30 protein-coding genes are annotated in these 22,246 nt (G+C 50.5%); 4 read left to right on the plus strand and 26 right to left on the minus strand.

Annotated elements, in window-relative coordinates; translation table 11 throughout:
• Positions 1–110 precede the first annotated feature (110 nt).
• Genes AC4PR2_RS24945 through AC4PR2_RS24955 form a run of 3 tightly spaced genes read left to right on the plus strand, consistent with a single transcriptional unit; the run spans position 111 to position 1,681 of the window.
• Complete coding sequence (locus tag AC4PR2_RS24945) at positions 111–317, plus strand: hypothetical protein (RefSeq protein ID WP_197751864.1); 207 nt, start codon at positions 111–113, stop codon at positions 315–317.
• Complete coding sequence (locus AC4PR2_RS24950; protein WP_080435747.1) at positions 283–624, plus strand: excisionase; 342 nt, start codon at positions 283–285, stop codon at positions 622–624. Before AC4PR2_RS24945 ends, AC4PR2_RS24950 begins: the two co-directional genes overlap by 35 nt.
• Positions 599–1,681: a tyrosine-type recombinase/integrase gene (locus AC4PR2_RS24955; protein ID WP_442999851.1), complete on the plus strand. Its 1,083-nt coding sequence runs from the start codon at positions 599–601 to the stop codon at positions 1,679–1,681. The genes AC4PR2_RS24950 and AC4PR2_RS24955 overlap by 26 nt, the downstream gene beginning before the upstream one ends.
• A 288-nt stretch (positions 1,682–1,969) precedes the next feature.
• On the opposite strand, the gene AC4PR2_RS24960 is transcribed toward AC4PR2_RS24955, so the two are convergent.
• Positions 1,970–2,167, minus strand: a complete 198-nt coding sequence (locus AC4PR2_RS24960) for a hypothetical protein (RefSeq protein WP_492175602.1) — start codon at positions 2,165–2,167, stop codon at positions 1,970–1,972.
• A 109-nt stretch (positions 2,168–2,276) separates the two neighbouring features.
• Here AC4PR2_RS24960 and AC4PR2_RS24965 point away from each other — a divergent pair, with 109 nt between their 5' ends.
• On the plus strand, positions 2,277–2,924 hold the full coding sequence (locus AC4PR2_RS24965) for a hypothetical protein (RefSeq protein ID WP_492175603.1): 648 nt from the start codon (positions 2,277–2,279) through the stop codon (positions 2,922–2,924).
• A 248-nt stretch (positions 2,925–3,172) separates the two neighbouring features.
• Here the strand turns inward: AC4PR2_RS24965 and AC4PR2_RS24970 are convergent, their stop codons facing one another.
• The 25 genes from AC4PR2_RS24970 to AC4PR2_RS25090 form a co-directional block, all read right to left on the minus strand.
• Positions 3,173–5,134 (minus strand): Ig-like domain-containing protein, encoded by a 1,962-nt coding sequence (locus AC4PR2_RS24970; protein ID WP_492175605.1) that lies wholly within the window; start codon positions 5,132–5,134, stop codon positions 3,173–3,175.
• Between the two features lie 69 nt (positions 5,135–5,203).
• Complete coding sequence (locus AC4PR2_RS24975) at positions 5,204–5,740, minus strand: fimbrial protein (protein WP_492175606.1); 537 nt, start codon at positions 5,738–5,740, stop codon at positions 5,204–5,206.
• Positions 5,741–5,847: 107 nt separating this feature from the next.
• Positions 5,848–6,828, minus strand: coding sequence for a hypothetical protein (locus AC4PR2_RS24980; RefSeq protein ID WP_492175607.1), 981 nt, complete (start codon positions 6,826–6,828; stop codon positions 5,848–5,850).
• Positions 6,829–6,840: 12 nt separating this feature from the next.
• A complete protein-coding gene (locus AC4PR2_RS24985) occupies positions 6,841–7,701 on the minus strand; it encodes a baseplate wedge 1 family protein (RefSeq protein ID WP_492175608.1) in 861 nt (286 codons plus the stop codon).
• On the minus strand, positions 7,694–8,899 hold the full coding sequence (locus AC4PR2_RS24990; protein WP_492175609.1) for a baseplate J/gp47 family protein: 1,206 nt from the start codon (positions 8,897–8,899) through the stop codon (positions 7,694–7,696). Before AC4PR2_RS24990 ends, AC4PR2_RS24985 begins: the two co-directional genes overlap by 8 nt.
• Entirely contained in the window at positions 8,899–9,246 is a 348-nt protein-coding gene (locus AC4PR2_RS24995) for a contractile injection system sheath initiator (RefSeq protein ID WP_261238507.1), read from the minus strand. Before AC4PR2_RS24995 ends, AC4PR2_RS24990 begins: the two co-directional genes overlap by 1 nt.
• Before the next feature lie 318 nt (positions 9,247–9,564).
• Positions 9,565–10,167 (minus strand): Gp138 family membrane-puncturing spike protein, encoded by a 603-nt coding sequence (locus tag AC4PR2_RS25000; protein WP_492175611.1) that lies wholly within the window; start codon positions 10,165–10,167, stop codon positions 9,565–9,567.
• Positions 10,154–11,065, minus strand: a complete 912-nt coding sequence (locus AC4PR2_RS25005; protein ID WP_492175612.1) for a baseplate hub protein — start codon at positions 11,063–11,065, stop codon at positions 10,154–10,156. Before AC4PR2_RS25005 ends, AC4PR2_RS25000 begins: the two co-directional genes overlap by 14 nt.
• The gene (locus tag AC4PR2_RS25010) at positions 11,058–11,345 is read right to left on the minus strand and encodes a phage baseplate plug family protein (protein WP_492175613.1); all 288 of its coding nucleotides are present in this window, start codon (positions 11,343–11,345) and stop codon (positions 11,058–11,060) included. The genes AC4PR2_RS25005 and AC4PR2_RS25010 overlap by 8 nt, the downstream gene beginning before the upstream one ends.
• Positions 11,342–12,007, minus strand: coding sequence for a phage baseplate protein (locus tag AC4PR2_RS25015; protein WP_492175614.1), 666 nt, complete (start codon positions 12,005–12,007; stop codon positions 11,342–11,344). Before AC4PR2_RS25015 ends, AC4PR2_RS25010 begins: the two co-directional genes overlap by 4 nt.
• Positions 12,007–13,677, minus strand: coding sequence for a glycoside hydrolase family 24 protein (locus tag AC4PR2_RS25020; protein WP_492175615.1), 1,671 nt, complete (start codon positions 13,675–13,677; stop codon positions 12,007–12,009). The genes AC4PR2_RS25015 and AC4PR2_RS25020 overlap by 1 nt, the downstream gene beginning before the upstream one ends.
• A gap of 81 nt (positions 13,678–13,758) precedes the next feature.
• Positions 13,759–14,283 carry a hypothetical protein gene (locus AC4PR2_RS25025; RefSeq protein ID WP_492175622.1) on the minus strand — a complete coding sequence of 175 codons (525 nt, stop codon included), beginning with the start codon at positions 14,281–14,283 and terminating at the stop codon, positions 13,759–13,761.
• On the minus strand, positions 14,252–14,347 hold the full coding sequence (locus tag AC4PR2_RS25030) for a DUF6889 family protein (RefSeq protein WP_492175616.1): 96 nt from the start codon (positions 14,345–14,347) through the stop codon (positions 14,252–14,254). Before AC4PR2_RS25030 ends, AC4PR2_RS25025 begins: the two co-directional genes overlap by 32 nt.
• Before the next feature lie 68 nt (positions 14,348–14,415).
• The gene (locus AC4PR2_RS25035) at positions 14,416–14,805 is read right to left on the minus strand and encodes a hypothetical protein (protein WP_492175617.1); all 390 of its coding nucleotides are present in this window, start codon (positions 14,803–14,805) and stop codon (positions 14,416–14,418) included.
• 12 nt (positions 14,806–14,817) lie between these two features.
• Positions 14,818–15,081: a hypothetical protein gene (locus tag AC4PR2_RS25040; protein WP_492175618.1), complete on the minus strand. Its 264-nt coding sequence runs from the start codon at positions 15,079–15,081 to the stop codon at positions 14,818–14,820.
• The gene (locus AC4PR2_RS25045; RefSeq protein WP_060559457.1) at positions 15,081–15,485 is read right to left on the minus strand and encodes a hypothetical protein; all 405 of its coding nucleotides are present in this window, start codon (positions 15,483–15,485) and stop codon (positions 15,081–15,083) included. Before AC4PR2_RS25045 ends, AC4PR2_RS25040 begins: the two co-directional genes overlap by 1 nt.
• Before the next feature lie 7 nt (positions 15,486–15,492).
• Positions 15,493–16,749: a DUF3383 family protein gene (locus AC4PR2_RS25050; RefSeq protein WP_492175619.1), complete on the minus strand. Its 1,257-nt coding sequence runs from the start codon at positions 16,747–16,749 to the stop codon at positions 15,493–15,495.
• A 6-nt stretch (positions 16,750–16,755) separates the two neighbouring features.
• Positions 16,756–17,292 (minus strand): phage neck terminator protein, encoded by a 537-nt coding sequence (locus AC4PR2_RS25055; protein WP_197790957.1) that lies wholly within the window; start codon positions 17,290–17,292, stop codon positions 16,756–16,758.
• A complete protein-coding gene (locus AC4PR2_RS25060) occupies positions 17,289–17,708 on the minus strand; it encodes a hypothetical protein (RefSeq protein WP_060559450.1) in 420 nt (139 codons plus the stop codon). Before AC4PR2_RS25060 ends, AC4PR2_RS25055 begins: the two co-directional genes overlap by 4 nt.
• A gap of 2 nt (positions 17,709–17,710) precedes the next feature.
• On the minus strand, positions 17,711–18,178 hold the full coding sequence (locus AC4PR2_RS25065; RefSeq protein WP_171403446.1) for a hypothetical protein: 468 nt from the start codon (positions 18,176–18,178) through the stop codon (positions 17,711–17,713).
• On the minus strand, positions 18,175–18,597 hold the full coding sequence (locus AC4PR2_RS25070) for a DUF4054 domain-containing protein (protein ID WP_197793957.1): 423 nt from the start codon (positions 18,595–18,597) through the stop codon (positions 18,175–18,177). The genes AC4PR2_RS25065 and AC4PR2_RS25070 overlap by 4 nt, the downstream gene beginning before the upstream one ends.
• A 62-nt stretch (positions 18,598–18,659) precedes the next feature.
• On the minus strand, positions 18,660–18,971 hold the full coding sequence (locus AC4PR2_RS25075; RefSeq protein ID WP_060559444.1) for a hypothetical protein: 312 nt from the start codon (positions 18,969–18,971) through the stop codon (positions 18,660–18,662).
• Between the two features lie 2 nt (positions 18,972–18,973).
• Entirely contained in the window at positions 18,974–19,912 is a 939-nt protein-coding gene (locus AC4PR2_RS25080; RefSeq protein WP_492175620.1) for a DUF2184 domain-containing protein, read from the minus strand.
• Positions 19,913–20,210: 298 nt separating this feature from the next.
• Positions 20,211–20,591, minus strand: a complete 381-nt coding sequence (locus AC4PR2_RS25085) for a structural cement protein Gp24 (protein WP_492175621.1) — start codon at positions 20,589–20,591, stop codon at positions 20,211–20,213.
• Entirely contained in the window at positions 20,591–21,775 is a 1,185-nt protein-coding gene (locus AC4PR2_RS25090) for a DUF2213 domain-containing protein (RefSeq protein WP_197790956.1), read from the minus strand. Before AC4PR2_RS25090 ends, AC4PR2_RS25085 begins: the two co-directional genes overlap by 1 nt.
• Positions 21,776–22,246 lie beyond the last annotated feature (471 nt).

A 22,246-nucleotide genomic window follows, 5' to 3' on the forward strand; every position in this document is an offset into this window, starting at 1 on the left:
TTTTTCGTATTACCGCACTAAATCCCCCACCACATGCGACTCTTTCTCGCCCCGATTCATGGTTAGGAAACTCAAAATGGGGCGATTGAGTTTCCTAACCATGAACAGCAATGCAACCATGGCAACCAGGCGCCCGCCTACTCTCTGATTTCGATATCAAGATCGGCCGGCTGTCTGCCAGCGTCAGAAAAGTGACGCTGATCGATGACGATATCGCCCGGGCGTGTCGTGTGACCGACGACGCAATCGCCCAATTACTGAAGCTGAAACTGAGGAAAGACCATGTCCAACAAATTGATCCAGGGGAGTTGCAATAGTCATCTTCCAAACACAATCAACAGCACTAGCCACGCCGTATTTTTGACCTTAGAGGAATGGTGCAATAGCACTTATCCTGGGAAAAAACCGTCATTGCAAACTCTTCAGCGCTGGGCTCGAAACGGCAATTTTTACCCGGCGGCTGAAAAACACGGTAAGCAATACAGGCTTGTACCTGGTGCCATATACATAGACCCAAGCGATCCTCGCTTAGGCAAAAAAATAAAAGAAGCTCGCAGCATCGAGCCAGCAAGAACAGCGTTTATGGAGAAAGTGATAAATGACTCGGCAAAGGGGGGAGTATGACATGAGACTGCCTAAAAACCTGACATTCCGCCGAAATCGGAACGCGTTCTACTGGCGCAATCCAGTCAGCAAAAAGGAGATCTCTCTCGGTCAGATTTCGCGACGCGAGGCTATCGCCCAGGCGATTGAAGCCAACCACTATATCGAACAAAATTACTCTCCCGTTCTGCTCCTGGAGAAAATCAAGGGCAGCCACGAATACACGCTAAACGCCTGGCTCGATCGGTACGATGTCCTATTCAAGCGGCGAGAACTGGCCGAGAACACATACAAAGTGCGCGCCGGCCAAATTGCTATTATCCGGGAACGCCTGGGCGACATGGTGCTGACAAAAATCACGACACGCCATATCGCCGAATTTCTCGAGTTTTGGATCGCCCAGAACAAAAAGACAATGGCCGCAACCATGCGATCGGTGCTGTCTGATATTTTCCGCGAGGCGATCGTGGAAGGTCACATCGAAAACAACCCTGTGACCCCTACCCGCGCGGCGAAAGCTGTCGTGATGCGCGAACGTCTGGAACTGAAGCAATACGGGCCGATTCGAGAGGCCGCGGAAACAATGCCGCCTTGGTTCTGCCTGGCGATGGATCTCGCTCTGGTCTCCGGCCAGCGCCGCGAGGATCTGACACAAATGCGCTTTAGCCATATCGTTGACGGACGCCTGCAGGTTGAACAAGGCAAGACAGGGGCTTTGCTCTCCCTCCCCCTTGATCTTGAACTGAAATGTATGGGCCTACGGCTTGGCGCCGTTATCGACCGATGCCGATTGGTCAGCACGACAGACTTCATGATCAGCGCCGGCATCAGGAAAAATAGCCCAGATGGTTCGATCCATCCCGACGGGCTAACGAAGAAATTTGTCGCCGCGCGGAAAGCATCAGGTTTGGAATTTCAGGAAAGCCCGCCGACGTTCCACGAGATCCGAAGCCTGTCCGGCCGCCTGTACGAAAAGCAGAACGACAAGGCATTTGCTCAAAAGCTGCTGGGACATACAACGGAAATGATGACGCTGAAATATCTCAAAACGAGGGGGAAAGAGTATGTGATGCTGTAAAAGACCGAATATCAAAATTCGGACATATTTCGGACATTTTCGGACAAACGAAAATAAATCCTTTAAAATCAACAACTCAAAAAAAGACCGAATACGATTCCTGTTCTCGCAAAAAGTACAAAAAGAGATTAAAAATCAATAAATTAACATAATAAAACTTAACCCTCCCTCAAAAAACACATGCGTATTCAAACTAATGGAATCAAACACATATCACTTTTTTCGGGAGGGCTCGGAAAAATTTCGAGAGGGTAATTTGTTAAATATCAGATACAGCAAGCCATCCTGCTATTTCTTCTCTCGCACCAAAGCAGCCGCATCCCTCAATACGCCCTTGTAAAGCGTGTTGCCGACAATCTTACGCTTCATCTCAAGAGAGTCAGTAATGTTAGGGCGGTTCACATCCATACCATTTGCGATTAGGTCGATCACCGCAGCACCGATCTCGTTGGCTATAAACACTGCTCGTTCTTCGTTGATTTCCATGTCCAGACCTCCATAGCATGATTTTCGATCAGACTACCACACAGGCCAAGCATTGAAACATCTCCCAACGTCCGTTATGTTACAACCATAAAAATTTCGAGGGATGAAAGTGAACAACACAGAGATAGTGGAACGGATAGTAAAAGTGATTGTCTCCCCAGAAACAGTTGTGGGGTTGCTTGACGGCGCACTGTCAGTACCTGTTGATCTTGGCTATCTAGCCCTGGGCATTTTTGACACAAGCAATCGTAGGAAGATGGAGGACGAACGCATTCGAATGATGAGAGCAATGAAGTCGGGTTTATTGAACTATCATCACGTCATCAGAACGACAAAAATCATCATTGATGCATTCGCCGCTTACGTCCCCAAAAATACGCAAGACAAAATATTTAGAAGCGCGGGCTCCTCTTCCGCTGGCAGAATGCTTACCACCTCCCTGATTTCATCCAGAATAGTGAACAGCATAATATCAGCAGGCGGTGCGGCCATGATTACTCGCGGTGCAGGTGTTGCTACGAGCTTCACGCTGATGGCTGGGGGTATGATAGAACGAAGCATATACAAATCGATCGGACTCGAGCGTACGCATAGCGCTATTTACTACAAGCTTAGAAGTGCCGGAAACTTGGATTTCATCTACTTTTTAGTGCAACCCTATGTTGATCCATTCATCGATGCTTTGGCTGTACGTAAAAACCAAGGTGATGCAGAGTTTAGTAGATTGCTGCAAAACATTGAGGAAAAAATGAAATGAAAAAAGATAGCACCCATATTCGCATACTTTCTTTTTTCTTTGAGTTTTTCTACCAGTTAATCGGGGGGGTTGGGTTTTTATTGTGTATCTATTTTTTCTTTAGCTTCGACACAATAACTCAGCGCGTCATTGCCATTTTATCGACAATAGCAATATTTTGTCTCATTTGCTGGTTCGGCGACACCCTCATCAAAAAGCTACGAGGTTATTGACGGTATCAGGCCGACAAATGCCGGCCATCATATTCATCAATACGCTTTCCATGCGGAAAACACCAGCGGATCGCCGAATGCATAGCGCCGGTGCTCAACCGTTGAGTTGTACGGCATATACACCTGGCGGCAAGCGCCAACATCCACCCCGGTTCGATACACTTTCAACGCGCCAGCCACAGCCTCTGGGTAGTTTAGGGCCAGCGTGGCATTGCTGGTCACGTTCTGGAAGTATTCGCCTGGTTCGGTCACATCGTTCAGGTTAGTTCCGGCAGGCAACGATTTATCGGCAATCGGTACTGCCCCTGCTTCCTCCGCTGTCACTGCATCCTTGGTCGCTAACTCCCCCAACCCGAGGTTTTTCTGTGACTCAGCTTGTGCGGCTTCGCCGGCATCTGCAATTTCAGACAGGTTATTTTTGATTGCCAGATAATCCGACACCACCGGGGCAGCCGTAACTTTTACGACCCGATTGGCACTTACCCCCGACACACTCCCCGTAACGCTGATCGTGGCCGTCCCCTCACCCGCGGCCATGAGTCGACCATCTGTCGTCAGACTCGCAACAGCGCTGTCTGTTGAAGCATAGGCTAGCGTTTCCGTGGCATTCGCTGGCGTCTTCGTTACGACCAGGTCGTAGGTGTCTCCTGCTACCTGATCGGGAATAGCCGCCAACGCAATTGACGTGAGCAGAATATCCACCCTAACCGTCACGCGTACACTCAGGCCTGAACTGACGCTGGCAATGATGTCCGTAGTACCTGGTCCTACCGCCGTGAACAGGCCGTTGCCGTTAATGGTACCTGCGGCCGTATTCGTGCTTATCCACGTAACCGGGAAGTTGGGAGCCAAATCAGCGGGCAGCACCTGAGCAGTAAATTGCTGCGTCTTTCCAACCCCAATGTTCAGTGATGACGGCGTGACGATAATGTTCGTCGGCGTAGGGTCCGGTTTGATATTGTCTGCCTGATCCGTTTTAACGATATACATTAACGCAACGTTAACGGGATGAGGCGCATTCATATCTGCTGAATCGTCATATTTTACGGGGTTACCACTTGCCAATGATTGGCCTACCTGACCGTTTGGGATCTGACTGAAATGTGCAAACTGATCTGGACACCAAAACTCCCTAGCGCCATAAGACTGCCCGTGCCAATTTTGGCCGCGAACTGGCATCGTAAAATCGTCCCCACGTTCCCCGCTATCTGCATTTGCACGCCCTATCAAATGATAATGGTTCATGTCTGCTGGAAGCTGAACGCTAAGGATCCCTCGTCCCGGTTCAGGATCTTCGCCACTCCCATGAGCCCAGCCGCGGACAAACCGCCCTCGCAAGTCCGGCACATTGCCCGCCGGGTACACTGCGTGCAGCTTCGGGTTTTTCGCTATATCAAACGCTTGGCCGTTTGCCTCAATCCACCCATCGGGGGGCACAGTACTCCCCCACGCAGCAATGATACCGACCGGCAGCAGGAATGGCGCCAGCTCAGTCGTTATATTGCCAATGGCGTTTTTAATGGCCTGCTGCAACGTGGGCGGTGTGATGATTAAGGTATCATCCGTACCAGCATCTGCCTCATCCTGTGAAGCACGACGATAGATGAAGCCTTGCCACCGCGCCCCTTCGGTGCCGGGTTCGGTCGTATTGTTATCCGTCAGAGAAACATACGAGATGAATGCCCCGTTGCCATGACGATGACGAACAACAACGCCCACACCATAGGGATACGCAGTGCCGCCGTTATTCGCCGGCGTGATCCATTCGGGGAAGCTGTCTGTTTGATACTGCCTCAGCGCAACGGTGATGGCATTCAGGATACCGTTCATCACGTCACGCTCTACCTCCTTGGCGTTCGCATCGCTCATCAGGTCTTTTTGGTAATCCTCGCCCCAGCCCTCGACAAAGCTGACATAACCTTCTGCATTTTTATCGTCGGGAATTTGTTGTTTATCACCTGCACTGGCGAAGGGGATACGGAAAAACTTCTGGTCCATCGCATTCTCCAAATAAAAAAGGCAACTGCATATACAGTTGCCTTGGCACTTAATGATTAAATTATGGTGTCATTGATAGCTGAGCGTAAAATCGGCCACGGCATGATAATCACCCGGTTTAATGTTTCCCGGCTCACCATCCCCCTGGAGATAAACGGCAAAAGGTAGGGTGTTGTTTCCATTCTGGAGAGAAAAACTTTTGCTTGGCTGTCCCAGCTTAATCACCTCTCCAGTGCCATCAGTAAACGCTATACTGGCGCCACTGGCTGCACCTGAAATACCCAACCGCCCATCCTTTCCTTCCATTCCAGAAAATGTGACACTTACACTGTTACCGCCACCAACATCACAATTCTCCAAATCAATTGAAAAAGGACGTGGTGTAGACTTGCCTGAACCATTTTCTTTCAATAAAACCGCATCGGATATTTGACCGAAGCTAATGGTTTGATCAAGGCTTTCAGGTGAGATTGAGCAGGTTGGCTGTGTGCTTACAATGCTACCTACCATCGCCGCCTTTCCATTAGTCTGCTCAGCAGCAATACAGGTCGAACTTACCATTCCCAGAGAAATGAGCGATGCAATAATAAGATTTTTAGTAGACATAATAACCCCCTTGATTTTAGTTAACGCCCTAACTGGCGAAAACCAAAATATAACCACGAAGGTCAAATAGGAACTCATAGCCGTTGTATGATGATTAAGACAACATGTTAATCAAAACCATTTTGTCCCATCGTTGTACCAGCAACCAATCGAATGCTTACCGATATTTTTGCGTCCCCCTCCTCATTGCTTACTTGTTCCTCCCCACTATAAACATCAAACGCGCGGTAAGGTTCAGCGCTGAATACCAAGGCAAGGTCTGCGGTAATAGTGCTGGCCGTTGTCGTCTTTGGCATAGCGTGGACTTGCACTGTTACAAACTCATTATCCTTGCCGAGATAAAAATACCCGCTTTGCTGGGAAAAGGAGGTAAAAATACCGACATTATTTAACCGGCTAATCCCCAATGGGTTTTTAACACTAAATGTGCCACGATAAACAACAGCACCATCCGGCATAGATTGCCTTACCATCGCTGATTTAGATGTTGAATATGAGGTTGAGTAAATCTTCGTAATAATTGGATGACTCGCAAGAACTTTAAGCCCGTCACCTTCCTGTTTTAATAGATTATCTTTGACAGGGCTGATGGTTACATTGCCACCTTCACCAGGATCTCCCTTGGGTCCTTGCGGCCCAACCTCACCTTGTGGTCCAGCATCTCCTTTTTCACCCTGTGGCCCCACATCGCCTTTTTCACCTTTCTCTCCCGGAGAACCGTCAGCGCCATCTTTACCTGCCGGACCGGCTGGGCCGATATCGCCCTTGTCACCTTTCTCACCTTGTGGCCCCTGAGGCCCAACGCCACCGGTTTCACCTTTTTCACCCTGTGGGCCAACCTCTCCTGGGGCGCCATCTTTACCGTCAGCGCCAGCAGGAATGAGCGCTGTGATTTGTTCGATGTCTGCTTTCCGGGTCTCCCCCGCCTGAACAACGGGGAATAACTCTGCGCCGGTCAACACCTCGGCAGCAGGAAGGTCCGATATCATGACTCCAGTTGCATCCGCTTTAATCGCCACACGGTTCATTTTTGACGCAGCAGAGCGCCCTCCGGACTTGCGACCAGAGGGGAGTTTTTTATTCGCCATATTTACTCCAGATCAGTTAATTTTTAGCGGTTCAGACTCAAGCTCGAGCGCCTGGCAATCCAGAGCGATGAGCAAGGCGCGGGCAACGACCGTCGCCGGCGGAGTGATATTTTCTACGGTGAAATGACCTGATACATCGGTTACCGCATGCCTGACATGGGGGGCACCATCATCCCCTGTGATGATGATCGTCACATCCTGGTCAGAGACGTCCAGCACGTTCGCCCTCAGTTGTCCGGTCAACATCCCGTCTGCCCACGTCAGTGTGATGGTGGCGTCGTAATTTATGGGCGGTGTGCCGTCGCCATACCAGAACGGTGCGCGGTTAAAGTTGGCATTGTGAATACCGAAGCCAAACGGCTTGTATTTTACGACGCGGTGCTTACGCATCCCAACCCCCTGAGGGCGGGGAATAAGGTCATAATCGGCCACCAGCTGCTGCACAGCGATACTGACGCTATCATCCTGCCAGACAAGCCGCATCGTCATATCCTGCGCGTCGAGAACCGTAACATCCACGTCGAGAATGTAATCCGCCGCGGCTTTAACATCGTCAATCGTGGCAATCCCGTTATTTTTGCAGATTTTCGCTTTAATCATTTTCCGATAAAGCACGTCATCCACTTCTGCCACGACACACCCAGGATAAAATCGCCCCACAGGCCGTTTGCGGTAACCGGCAATACGGCCGCAAATGTTGAGTTGTTCCCCTTCTGCGTTATCTATATCAAGAATATTGCGGATTTTCTCGACCTGCTCAACGATATTACTTTGCACAATATCGGGCAGAGTTAGGATCCACTGAATTAATTTAGGCGCATTTTTATATTGCCAATAAATGCGACTTAATGCCTTGCTTTTAAATTCAGACATAATTTATCTTAATGTTTTCCACGCTGAACACACCCAGTTGATTAAACGTGACAGGAATGACGCTCTTAGTGATGTCGCTTTCACTGGTGCCGATTGAGATGTTGCTCACGTAGTCATCGCCACCGACAAAGTAGTTCGTCGGCGTATAAAGCCGCCCCGCGGCCAATGCCTCACCAATACGAAACCCTTGCTTGGCAAACCCTGTCGTCTCGTCAAATCCCACCAACGTGTAATCGACAATGGCAGCTTTAATCAGCGCCTTTTCGTCCTCGCCCAGCGTACTGGTTTTAATATCGACTTGTACATAAATCGCCACATACTCCGGGCGGTAAAATGTGATGTTTACCGGTTGCCCCTTCGGGGTAAAGGTATCCACGCTGATTTTGTTAGGGAACGTGTTGTAGCGGTTCAGGCCACAACCGGGATTCTTGTGCGTGGCCATCGCGAGCACAATGTCGTTCGTCTCACCACCGTCGATAAATATCGCCATGCTGTGGCCGTAAACACCGTGCTCATCCGTTTCGCTCTCGACGTTCTCATGCACCAGCGACTGTTTGACGCCCGTCACGTTGTCCAGCGCCGCCTTGATGTTGTCGATTTGGTTATTGCCAGGCAAAGCGACCGAGTAATTCCGGCGAACTCGAAACGCATTGTTGCTTTCCTCCGCCTTGCCCAGGCTGGCGCCCTGCGTATTCGTCACGGAACGTATCCGTGCAACGGGCGTCGCGATAATGGTCAACGTGCCAGGGTTCGCGCCCTGCGCCCCCGCTGACGTGCAGGTGACGCTGACCGATGCTCTGCCGCTGGTATCAGTGATAACTGCGGTATCCGTCGCCCACAATGTGCCTGTGACACGATGCCGTACCTTTGTCCCCGCCGGCACTTCTATCAGGCCATCCCCTTCAAACTCCACCACATCGGTCGAGAAGCTTTCCGGCTGGCGTTGAATGCCGGCAAACGCGGAGATGCGGTCAAGCTGCTGTCCGATGGCCGAGTTCGGATCCACAGAGTGGTAGCTGTTCACCACCTCTTCATCAAGATTGGCCAGCAGTTCGGACCAGACAGCAATGGCCATGCCGTCCGGGGATTCCGGGTCGATGTTCCAGGTACTGTCTATGGCAAGGTACTTTTCACTCACTTCATCCTTGTACTCTTGCAGGGTTTTACCCGTAACCCCGTACTTTGTGATTTCAGCCATTACAGCTCCTTCTCAAACAGGAACTCAAACTGTTCGTTGTTGATGTCGGTCAGCGTGGCCGATACCGTGAATTTGCGCTTTTTCGTGTCGCTGTCCATCTCGAAGGTATTTAGCGCCATCACGCCCCGCGTGGAGAGAATGCGCTGCTTGATATTAGCCTCGGCAATATCCCGTGCGGTCTTGCCCAGAATGCTCTGGAACCACGGCGTGCCGTCGGTCGCATCCAGAAAATACTCCCCCAGAAAAAGACGAAGCCTGCAAATGCAGGCCTGCTGTGTTTCGGTCTTGCCGGTAACGAAGTGATCGCCACTCGTCACGATATCACCGTCTACAAAGTTGCGGATCATCAGAACCTCCCAGCTACCACCAGCGAACTGCGGCAATAAGTCGAGCTACGCCATATAAAAACACTGTAAGAGCAAAAACACGGATAGCCCATGCAGCGGCTTTGCTGATATCCCTTGTTACTGGCGCATCAACTTCCAACCCGTTTTTCATAGTCAACCTCAGCAAAATTCGTTTATAATTCACCCACGGCACCCACCGTATCAGTTTTGTAAATAAGAAAGCCCCGGCTGCTGCTAACAGTTCGGGGCTTTCACGTTTTTGGGAATTAAAAAAACCAGCTCAAGGCTGGCTATCATGTCCCACCATTCACATCGTTCTCAACTTGGCACGTCAGTATTCCCACCACCGTTCTCAACGCCACCATGTGTATGCGTCGCGCCAATGTTCACACCATTGTGCTGAAGCCCCTCAGGGGACAGAGATAACTTTTGCCCCCCGGCCGTCAGCTCAACGCCCGCATCGGTAAGGTGAAACCGTACAGTCCCGCTGGCGTTGCTCATTCCTATGCCTTCGGTAGGCAACCCCGATATACATGTGGCTCGCGAGCGATAACCGGGTGCAAAAAAAGCGTCTGTTGCGTCAAACATCCGCGCATCGAGTGGCCGCACAGGCCCGCCCTGCTCCAGCCAGTAGTCAACCGCTCGCTGAGAAAAATGAATTAAACCTTCCGTTCCTTCCGGTAACTCATGAAATACGGACCAGTCGGCAGAGCCGGAGAATTGAACGGGTACATGGCGGATCTCTGGTAGGGTTTTAAATTCACCGTTTCCTTCATGGCGTTGGATACCACACTCCACCACCGCCCGTTGAAGATCAGGATCGTAATCTGTCACCTTCCCAGGTAAGCAGATCATCATATCCCAAAGTAAATTTGAGCGAAGGCTACTTAAAAGAGTAAGAAAAGCGTTAGGATCTGCCACTACCCGCCCCCTTATGCCAAATACAGTTCAGTGTCGTTTTCCAGGTATCCCCCCAATAACTCCCCTCATGATAAGTATTTAGCAAAGAAAAAGTACCTGTACGCCTCTGGTATCCATATAAGTCTTGATAATCGGTGTAATATGCGTCGCTAAAGTTCAGCGTCCAAAAACTAGATGTGATGTCTATTCTGTCGCTTGGTTGATAGAGATGGTTCATTTTCACATCCACTTCTAAGCTATCAAGGTACCAGCGGGGAGCACCTTCCATACCGTTTTTGGCGCTCAATTCGTGCTTAACCCAGGGCCGAGACTCACCATTTCGCGTTATCACAGTTCGGTTGGGCGTGTGCAACCAAGTAAACCCAAAACTACGCGCAAACATATCCATCAGCAATCGGCATAATTTCCCCTGACCACTGGCACCGAACGGTAATATTGGGAGGTGAGAGAAGTCGCCGACAAATTCCACCGGAGGCCCCAGCATGGCAGCGACATCACGAATAACATCGATGTAGGGCGTGTTATCTCCCCATGCCTGATAAGAGGCGGCATCCCATTCCGTACTCACCGAACTACAATTAAGCTGCATACAAGTATTAACGCCATCCTTGAATACCTGAACACTATTTATTCTTCCTGCAAAAATATTTCCATACTGCTCCTCATAGCCTGCCTGAAGCGTAACGAAACCAAAATGTTGCTCAGCATTATTACGTATCTGAATCATTTCGCGAGCCCGCGCCGACACGCCATAAATCAAAATCCGTGCTAATCCAGCGGAGTGTTGATAATAATTACTGACAGCAAATCTGACTTCCATCGGAGGTTTATAGGTGAGAGTTTCGCCACCGGCAGTTTTCACCTCAAGATGAAAGTACCTCCCGAAATACTTACTCATCTTCCACCCACTCCAATTTATTGGTCACGCCGAGGTTGTTGACTGTGGGACTTTCACCACGCAGGAACAACTTTCCAATGTCCGTATTCAGTCCAGCCAAGAGATCTACATCAGGATGCAATGCCCGCCCAAGAGCCACAGGCTCCCCACTCTCATAAATATCAACACAAAAATAATTAAACCGAGTTAACCACCGCAGACGAAAAACCAGATAATGCGTTCCCAGTTGAACTCGAAATCGTTGAAAGGCGTAATTGCCTGTAAGAGGAATGACGATCATGGCACCTCCACGACTTGAGTGATAACCTCCCCACCCGAATATTCTTCCTGCCCTTGTGTCGTCACACTGTCACCCCAAGGAAGGTTAGCGTTCGTCTCTTCCACCGTATCGTGAATGATGGTGAGTTGAAGCATATCGACTGCGATAATCAATCCGCCCTCGGTATCCCTCTCGGTCTCTGTTCGTGTGTTGGTGATGATGCAGTTCTTGTAAGATGCGCCTCTGCTGGCAATGAGATCGAAGGTCTCGTGATTGCGCTGGATAGTACGCAGTTGCTCAAGAAGCCCCTGAGAACGTGTGGTCGCCTGGTTCCCTTGATAAACAGCTAATCCCACACTGGCAGCAACTCCTGCTAATGCAACCGTTCGCCCAGACAGCAGAGAAGATGCCACTCCCGCCGACAACCCGCCACCAATATCAACAAACGGCTGTGCCATCTCCTCTTGCTGTGCAATAAGCCCACGAAACCAGTTATCTGATACGCCGATCTCCATCGTTATCGCTAACGAGCGCGTGACGGCGTTGTCGTGTGCGGTAGCAGCGGTTTCGAGGGGGTATTCACTGACATCGGTCCGAAGTTCGGTGCTCTCCTTTAAAAGCGCGTCGAAATAAAGACTACCGATCTTCGGCCTGTTTTTGGTAAACAGCCCGGTAATAGCCATTAGTATTTTTCCGTGTTAGTTTGCGCCAAGGCTTGCTCAAGACTGGCGGCCTGCTGATTTTGAAAGATGCGCCCTATCTCGTCAGGGTTGGCCCCAGGAGCATTAATCGAGACCTGATTATTGACGGTCAAATTACGCGAACCATCGGAAGAACGACTAAAAGATGGTGGCGTATTACTCATGGCATAAAAATTCTCCATTGCCTCATAACTGTGCTTCGGCTGAGCATATGTTGAAGATGCGAATGACGCCCAAGTACCACCAAGATTTGCCGTAGCACCAGAAAAATTCCCATTCAGCACATTATCCAACTGACCGGCACGCCGGATCAGGTATAAGGCAGCCATATCCTGACTGCGCGGCGAGAAGTCAGGCAGATTTAGCGCGGCCTTAGCCTCATCCCACGATGCCTGAGTAAACTGATACCGCCCAGCAGCCGAGGTTTTATTCTTCTTGCCGTTCGTGTCAGTAAACTCTTTCAAGATACGGGGGTGATCGCTCATATCGGAAATCTGGTCACCACCAAACATGGTGTTATAACCTGAGTTAGCGTACCCCGCAGTACCTTCTGACAGAGCTATTACATTGAGATACTTTTGGATATTTGGGTTGGAAAGCAAGTTGTTGAAGTCATTTGCTGTTGAGCTTTGTGCATATTGATTTGGCTCCTGCATCGGCGACATAAAACCCCAGTCACCCAGTTTTCGCCTCAGCCAATACTCCATAGACCTTCGCTCGTTCGCCTGTGTACCCTGAACCTCTACTGATCCGCCAGGATATTTATCGGCTGAATATCCCTCCATCGTAAGAAGCGACCAAATCCCAAGAGTCTTTCCTGTGATTTTGTCCGCACCTGGAACTCTCAACATTTTTAAAATCCCAGCACCGCCCCACAGACTGGCAATTTCAGCGGCCTTCTTGGCGTTTTCTGGGTTATCTTTAACAAACTTATTCGTTTCTTCTAAAAAACTGGTCACGCTTTTTAGGAGCGGGCCACCAATTTGACGCTGAAGAGTGTTAAAATTCACTTTAAGATTTGCCAGCTCTTCGTTAAATTTATTCGCAGAATCGATTAACCCTTGATCTAACTCCTTATAATATTTATCAAAGCCTTCTTTTGATTTATTGTAATTACCAATACCATAGTCAACAAATTTCCTATCATCACTTCCCACGCCAAGCCCCATACTGCCCAGCACTTGGTTTCTTATGGTGTCATTCCGTTCCGCCCCCATACTAGTAATTAGATACTCAACCGCAGTAATGGGGTTATTGTCATACCGTCTCATGAACTCTTCTGGGCTAAATGCCTTGCTTCGAAAAGCGCCGCTAGGAAATGCCTCTGTCCCCCAAGCGTCGCGAAAGTTCTTTAACTTCTGAACAAACCCATTCGCACCATCAACATTAAGACCATTAAAGTCGAAAGAGTGCCTGAGTTGCTCTATCTGTCTAATTGTAAAACCTGTGGCTTTTGCCAATCTGTCCATCTCTAAGACAGATGCGGATAACCCAGCAGTCAATGCGTGGAAACTGGTACCGACCCCCGCCGCTGCCGCCATTTGGAGAATACCAGATCTAACACCATTAATTGCATCATTCGCTTTCTGAAAACTTTTTGCATCAGTTTCCAGACCGAGCGAAACCAACAGGGAATCAATTGTCTCTGCCATTTTATTTCCTCAAATTTTAGATATAAAAAAGCCATCTGGAGTAAGATGGCCTTTGGTTTGAAATAATTACACCATTACAATTCAATGAGTCATTTGACTTATCCCCGCCTTATAACTAAAAACATGTCTCATTAACGTATTATCATCGCGACAATAAACCCTTTCAAATGAGCCTTCGTAATAGTATTTATAAGAAACGACATGTTCAAACTCAAACCAAATCATCGCCAAATTATCACCTCTATTCGCAATGACTTTAAGTTCATTCTTACACTCTTCAAATGGAATTTTTTCCACAGATGGCTGCGTGGTATTTTCCAATACATTTGGGGTTAACCCATTATCAATCAGTTTTCTCAGGGCATCTAACCTATACGTTATTACCCCGTCAGGGCTTAACTTGTACCCCCTGGTATCATCAATTAATATTGCATTAGCAGTGAACGAAAAAAGTGAGAAGCAAAAAACAAAAACTCCCTTATACATAACCAATCTCCCTATATTTTGAGCAGAAATCCTACCACCCCTTGCCCTCAGCGTCACCCCAAACCAAAACAAAACCCGCCGAAGCGGGCTACTTATTTCTTGCTCTTTCAGCCGCGTCAATCACCTCATCCAGAACATCATGCATAGCCTGCACATCCTCGAGACAATAAGTTCCATCAATCATGTCAGACCATGCAGCCAGTGGTGGGCATAGTTGCCCGACACCGGCACAAGGCCGCCACAGAAACCAGTTTACTCTTGAGTCTCTGCTGCTGCGTTGGGGCTGATTTTTTCGCTGCCGCTGAGTTGCCAGAAAGGGCCGATATTCTCTTTCAATACCCCCCCGATCAACACCAGAAAGTTATGCGCTTCATCCTGGAACATATTTTCGGCCACCGGCACATTATCACTCTGACGAACAATATTACCGTTAGTCAGGCATAGCACCTTCAGGCGGTTCAGGCTGGATGACTCCACTGCCGCTAAACTGGCCACTACTCCCATCGGGGTCACGCTGTCGGAGATAGCCGGCAGCAGACCACATCGTGACGCAATTTGCAGCATTTCCACCTGGTCTTTGGCTGACGCGGTTGAACCAACGTATGGAATCTCGTTAATTTTCACTTCGATATTTCGTGCCATTTTCGTTCCTTTTTATCTTTTCGTATCGATAAGGTTCGCTACTAATTCATCGTACTGTCCGCCAAAATCCACCACCTGCCGCAGTTCCAACACGCCGTCTGCCGCAATAGCGGAATGACATTCGCCTAAAATCAGGCTACGGGATAACCCCGTCGCAAGGCTTTCGATTTTTTCCGGTGAATAATCAGCGCAGTTAAGCAGTAAGGAAAGGTAGTCAACCTTCGTTTTCAGGCTGTTACAATCAATGGCTACGCGTAGCGGTTGTTTATTTGCCATTAGGTTTCCTCCGAGTCAGCGAACTCGAATGTAAATTGTTCGTCGCTGGCGCTGGTTTTGCCCCCGCGGGTCAGGCTACCACGCTGGGTCATGACGCCGTCGAACGCCGCCACATACTCATCCGTTCCTCGCTGGCGAAAAGTGAAGAAGAAATCCACACCAGATTTTTCAATCGCCAGCAACTGGCGCACCTGGTCACATCCCGGCATCAGGTTGACGGTCAGACGTTTAGGCCGGGTCGGGCCATCCAGACGAACGGAGGTTTTACCGATCCCCCGTTTCAGGGTGGCGCGGGCATCAATATCTTCAATCGTGATTGGCGGATCGCTGTCGCCGAATTCGTCGATCGGCAGGCCGTTTATCGTCAGATCAGCATGGCTGGCGCCGTAGTTCTTCATTGCCATCGTCTATTTACTCCACAGTTACGTTCAGTTCGGCGACATGGCCGGCACGCGCCAGAATGACGAGGATTTTTGTCGGCGGGAATTCGCGCTTTTTACGCTGTTCCTTGGTCAGTTTCAGGACATCTTCTTCTCTGGAGAGGATGACGAAACCGAACGCAGAGGTTTTCTCTTCACCGGTTTCTTCATCCGTGAATGTCCCTTCGCCCAGCACGCCGTTGTTGTAGAAACGTTTCAGGGTGCCGGTCAGCACGTTCAGCAAGCCACCGTAGCCCTTCGGCGTTAACGGCCGTTTGGTGCCAACGTTGGCGATGTAGTTGTAGCCATCCACCTGCAGATGGTTCTTCAGCACATCGATATTGATCACGTCATCAATAAACTCGCCATAGGACGACATCGACACACTGTTAATCACCCGGCTGGTATCCGTCTGTCCCGCCAACTCAATCGGTGTGAAAAAGACCGCCTTTTTGGCTTTCAGCGCCTTGTAGTGGCTCGTCTGCAACTCATCACCATCAATGCCAGGCAACACCTGATACTCGGCTGTGATTGCCGTGTTGAGCCCATTGGGGCGGAATTTGGCGAACGTCGCTGCGACCTGTACCATCGAATGCGCCTGCGACGGATCAATATCAACCGCTTCTTGTGCCCGCCACCCCGCAAACATATGGCGATTACCCTTTTTCGCCAGCAGTGAAACGATGTCGTCCTTCACATTCTGATCGATCACCTCATCCTGTGTATTGGTGTACCAAACAGGATGGCCGGCAGCATCACTCCAGTCGCTGAGCAACAGCAAGTTTTCGTCGCTGTAGTCTTCAGTTTTAAAGAAGTAGTTATAACGCCAGGCGGCTTCGGCTGCTTTATTGACTGTCGCTATCAACCCCTCATCTTCGGGATTTTTCATCCACACCGTGAGCGTCGACGGACGCGGGATCTGTGCAAAATAGCGTGTGGCAATACGGTAAATTTCACTGGCGGTCGGGAAATCCGCCCCCAACTCTGCCACGCCAGAATAATCGCGGTAGGTATCAACGGGGAATTCAACGCCGCGCAACGTGATCGGAGGTTCATTCACGATAATAGCCTGGCCATCTTCCGTCTCAATTTTGTTGCCGTTTTCAGTGAGCAGAGCGCTATCCTGCTCCACGGCTTCTAAATCCGATGGGTCGGCAAAAACAAACGCGGTTGCAAAATCCGCATACCCCAATCCGGCGGCACCGATAATGACGTTGACCGGGATAATATTGTCTACTGAGTACGCCATCAGGCTTTACTCCTCTGTTAAATGAATAGAGAAACCCGCAGCACGTAATACTTTGCTGCTAACTTCATGGTTAACAAATAAATGAATGTCAGCCTGCCAGCGCGGCTGAATACCGGATTGAAAATGCGTGCTGAGATTGCGGGGATTACTGACGTAACGAAAGCCTATCTGGTTAACAAACAGAAAATCACTAACCGGGGTTCGAAAATTGGCGTTATGCAGCATCATGGCGGCCTGCGACGCGCCTTCATTGAAGAAATTCACCGACAGCATCAATTCCATCGAGCTGGCCGTAATTTCCTCCAAATCCTGCCAATCCTCCCCCAGAGACTCGTCGAACTCCTCCACCGGCGCGATAAACTCCAGTCGCTGACCGGGCTGTCCATACGCCCGGACGGGGATAGGATTGTAGGTCGCATAGAGCGTACCGCCTCCTGGCGGTGCTCTTCCCTGATCGGCAAGAACAATGCGGGCGCTGTCCAACCCAGAACAAACTGAAACCAGCCCCTGCAACAACGCATGCAGTTCACTGATCTCTTTCATTTCACAGGCTCCCTGACCACTTCAACAACAGCGCGGCAAAAATTACGCCACGGGCGATTATCTGCCGTCATCACCCGCCAACGACGCATTGTCACTCCGTCGCTAAATTCCAACAGATCACGGTATTCGCCACTCTCATCAGGCATCAGATAGGTTTTCCCATCGTTGATGTGCACCGTTCTGAAGTCACCAAGCATGGCCACACCACCTTGCCCAACCAGTAGCGTAATCTCTCGCCAACGAGCGGGCTGAACGTTGACGTGAGTAAGCGCCTGGCGGGCAGACTCCGACTCCTGCCACACACCGCCAGGTCCGGAGTAATCACCGCTCATACGGATCAGCCAAATCCCCCCGGCAATTTTCGAATTAAATGTCGAATCAACGTGGCCGCGCATATCCAGCCCATTACCAAACATGGTCAGTCCTCCACGACATGAGTGATGGCGCCCTTCAAAATGCCTTGATTGATCAGCGGCGTTGAGCTGCCTTTCTGCTTAATCGTCGATGGGGCGTTGGCGGGTGCTATACCGGTTTCGATAGCCTCCTGGCAGTACCCCACTGCACGTGCGCCCATCTGATCCAGCATTTGAAAGGCAGAGATCTCCCCTTTAACCACCTGGCGGGAAAGCGCTGCAAAGCCCTTCTTGATGTTGTCCTGATTTTGGCGCAGTGGTACGCGGAGGAATGAGCGCTCAGGCACTCGACCATCAGCAGAGCCAAATTCCTGCACCGCCCCAATCACCACGATCGGTGCGCCATCTTCATAATTCCCACTGCCGGCAGGTAAACCAACCAGCACTCGTTTTTTACTGGTGACTCGGTCCTGAATTTGCTTCAGCTTTTTGGCGAGCTTTTCTCCGCCGCGCACCTCAGTATTAAATTTCATACCATCAGCGCTCCGGTACCGGCTCTGCGACGTAATCGCAAAAACTCAATGCCGTACGATGTCAGCGGCAGATCGCCATTAATCGTCTGCTCTTCCATCGATGTCGACGGCACAGCAAACGACGTGGACTCATCCCCTACCGATTTACCTGAAATCGCGTAGGCCGCCCCTGCATCGCCACCTTCACCGTCTTCACCCATTGCACGGCGGCGCATAATCAGGCGGTGTGCCGCAAACGCGAACATTCCGCGTTTTTTTATTGACGCGGGACGATCGTAATACCCCAACCACCGCTTACCCGTTTCTGAATCACCTTCCTCCAGCACGAGGATCACTTCATCATCGGGCCACCGGGCGGTATCCTTAAACTCCGGGTAATAAGTCCGGAAATCCGTCACAATTTTGGCTGTAATATCCATCCGAAACCCCACAAGAAAAACCCGCCATAGTCGGCGGGTTCGATGGTAAATAACACGGCGGATTAATCTTCGTCCTGCTGTTCCTGCCATTCCTCAATTTTCTTGATCAGCGTCTCGGCTTTTGCTGCTGGCGGCGCTGATTTTCCAAAGATGGCCTTATATCGGGTGCGCAATTTCTGCATATCCGTTTGTTCACCCTCTTGTGTTTTGGCAACCAGCTCGCCGTCCACTGACAATTCGCCGCTGACAACGTAAGGATGTGAGGAAAAATCCCCCGCCACTTTTGCCGCGCCCTGTGCAGGAATGGTGTGACGTTCGCCATTTTCGTCTGTGACCACGATCGGCGCATTGCTCCAGTTCATCAACTCAGCCATGCTTACACCCCATCCACGTAGTGAGCCGCTTTCGGAATACGCCATTCCGTGCCGCCGGTGCGGCAGAGAGCCGGCACCTTAAAGTTGATATTGTCGGCGGTAGCCGGTGCCAGGAATTGCAACGGCATTACGTCGTGCCCTTTCACCACACGCATGTCTTTCTGATACACCATCATGCGATCTGCTGCGTGGCCACCATCGGCTTTCGTCAGCAGCAGATCGTCGGTGAACTCCATATCCTTGAAGTTTTCACGCAAGAACTGCAACAAGGTGTAGTTCGAGGCGTTGGCAGAGTTGAGCATGGTGCGCATCAGCAACTGCATTTGTTCCGGTGGCAGAACAAAATCAGTAGGGCGACGGACCGTCTTGGTATTGGTCAGGTAAACCTGGTTGTAAGCAGCAGCGAACAAATCAACGATAGGCTGCGTGCCTTTGGTCGGAATATCGGCCACCAGTTGCTTCAACGTGGCTGGTGCGGTTTCTTTGGACACATTTCCGCTGGTGAACAAACCTTCGCCAATTTCATCGTGGCCCAGCAGATAGATTTTATTCATCCCCTGCTCTGTCACATCACGAACGGCCTGGCCTTTTTCAACGTCCAGATTTACGTTGTTGAGTTGCGCAAAACCAATCTCTTCCAGCGTGTAGGTATACCCCAGCGCCGCTGTTTTGATTTCGTGGAAGCCCTGATTCATCGCAATGTCCACGGTTGGCACGTCGGTAGAGTTCGGGCCAAAGAGTTTCAACTCACCGCGGGCATCAACCGAACGGAAGACAACCTGTTTCGTCCAGTCGGGGGCTGAGTCATCCAGCGGAACCAGCGAACTGTATTTATATTGCGGGTATTCAAGGCGATAAATTTCACTCTCGATGTAAGCGGCCTGCTGCACCAAAAAGGACAGTGCAGCGGTCGGCGACATGTCAAAAACGTTTCTAGCCATCTGTTTTCTTCCTCAATCTTTCAATAATTCAATATTTGACGGGGCGGATATAAAAAATCCGGCCTTACGCCGGATCGCCTTTGTCACCTTTTGGTCCCTGTGGACCTTCTGGACCCGCCGGCCCCGTATCGCCTTTATCTCCTTTATCGCCTTTCGGTCCAGGAGCCCCACCACCGCCGGCACCGGCCATGATGCCGTCTACCTGAATTTCACCGATTTCACCAGCGGCCACGGTATCCACCCACTTCACAAAATCGAGTACCAGGCCATCACCACCGGTTGTAAGACGCCCGAGGTTTTAGCCTTCCTCAGTGATAACGCTCACCGGGTCACCTGCCATAGCGCCATCAACGCACAAGATATACATCGACCCTCTGCGCAGCAGCGACGCCACATGATCAACGGGATAACCAATCGCATACTCGCCATTTTCGGTAGGCGGCGTTGGGCTGGCTTCGGCCATTGAACGCACCGTGAAACCGATAATGTCAGCGGCTTTGCTGGCGGCTGTTACTGGTGCGCAGGTACGCTTGCCCACACCACGCACAGCAGCACGCCCGTAAGGAATAAACGCGTCTTCCACCATGCGGCTGATAACGTCAGCAACATCGATGGTGGAGATTTGGCCTTCATAGCCGCGACCACGGAATACCGTGAAATCATTCTGTGCAATTGCCATTATTTTTTGTCCTCTTGGTTACGGCCATAACGCTTATCCAGGAACGCCTGACGAGTGGCTAGACGTTGTGCTTCGGCATCGCCGAGTTTCACTTTTTTACCCAACTCACCACCCAGGCGGCGCACGGAGTCTTTCGCTTCCTTGCGTTCTTCCTCCTCTTCCTCGTCTTCGATTTCTTTGCGTTCTTCCTCCGCATCGAAATAGGCATTTACATACGCCTCTGGCGCCTTATCCCACGAGGCGTATTTTTTGCACTTGATACCTGCCGCATCGAGCGCTTGGCGTTTGATAGTCAGTGGATTGACGGAGTCACTGGTAAATTCCTTACCAGCAATTTTTACGGCTGAGTCCATAGCGGAAATAACATCGGCCAGACGGCTGGAGATCGCATCTTCTGAAGCTTTTTCCTTCAGTTCTTCAATCTCGTCGTCTTTGGCATCTGCCTTCGCCTCAGCTGCTTCTTTTTCTTCATCGGCCTTTTGTGCGGCCTCTTCGGCATCCTTCACACGTTTTTTCAGACTGTCGAGCGTGGTTTGAATAAGTGTTTGCGTCGCCTCGTCGGCAACTTCTACTTTGACGCCATTGTCCAAAGTTACTTTTGGCATGGATTGTTTCTCCGTGGGTTTATTGTCAAACAATCGTGCGCGGCGACCGGCGCGAGCCTGGTCACAAAGCGCGGTATGGTTGATGGTGATATCCGTTTGCACGAACTCATAAGGGGTTCCGTCCGGTGCAACACCGGCACGCTCAACGTATTCAGAGGTATAACCGGCAGAAAGCTCAGCCTTGCCCCTATTAATGCTGTCGATGGCATCCTGATCTTTAATCAGGTAGTCAACGACAACATAATTCTCATCGTCTTCATCAGGACGCCCCGGTGACGTGGCGTGTCCTACCGACACCTCTTTAAACGTGGTCGAATCAACAAGATCGTCGGGATGCTCAACGGTGACATCGGTGTTGTCATAGCTGGCAAGACTGGCCGGTGAGAACACCTCTTCCGGCGGTCGATATACGTTAACAATGCTGTTTGGCGGCCTGTCCGTTAACCCCAGCTCAGACGCGAGATACTGCTGCACGCCAGTGCGAGCAACCCGCCCCGGAACGCGTAAATAACCGTTCTCAGCAATGATGCGTTGGGTGTTAATAGGAAAGGACTGCCGATCGTGGAGAGTGATCCGCATTTATTGTCCTATTGGTAATCAAGTCCCTGAATTTGAGGGATGGCATGGCAGCGGCAACCGATATGTGCCCGTCCGGGGAATAGGCCGGTTTCGCCGTTAAATTGGGCACCACGTGACCAGAGATAAACGCCCGGTCCGTAGCCCACGTCGTTGCGGGAAAGAACAAAACATTTAATTTTGGCATTGGGGTATTTCCCCGCCGGATTTCCACTTACGCGGCGATCTTGAGATGTAGACCAGCGGAATCGCGTAATGCCTGCCGATTGTTGCCGTCGGCTGGTCGTATCGCTGCGGATCTTCGCCGTCTGGTCACGGGCGATAAGGTGGGCGCGTTTGTAAGCAGCCCCGGTCACTTGCTGCAAGCTGCGCGTCAACGTGGTAACGCTGTCACCACTATCTGACGACAATTAATCTGGCCGGTTCGCGACAATTATTTTGGCCGGTTTGTAATCTGAGATCACAACCTACTCA

The organism is Serratia sp. A07, from assembly GCF_058725505.1.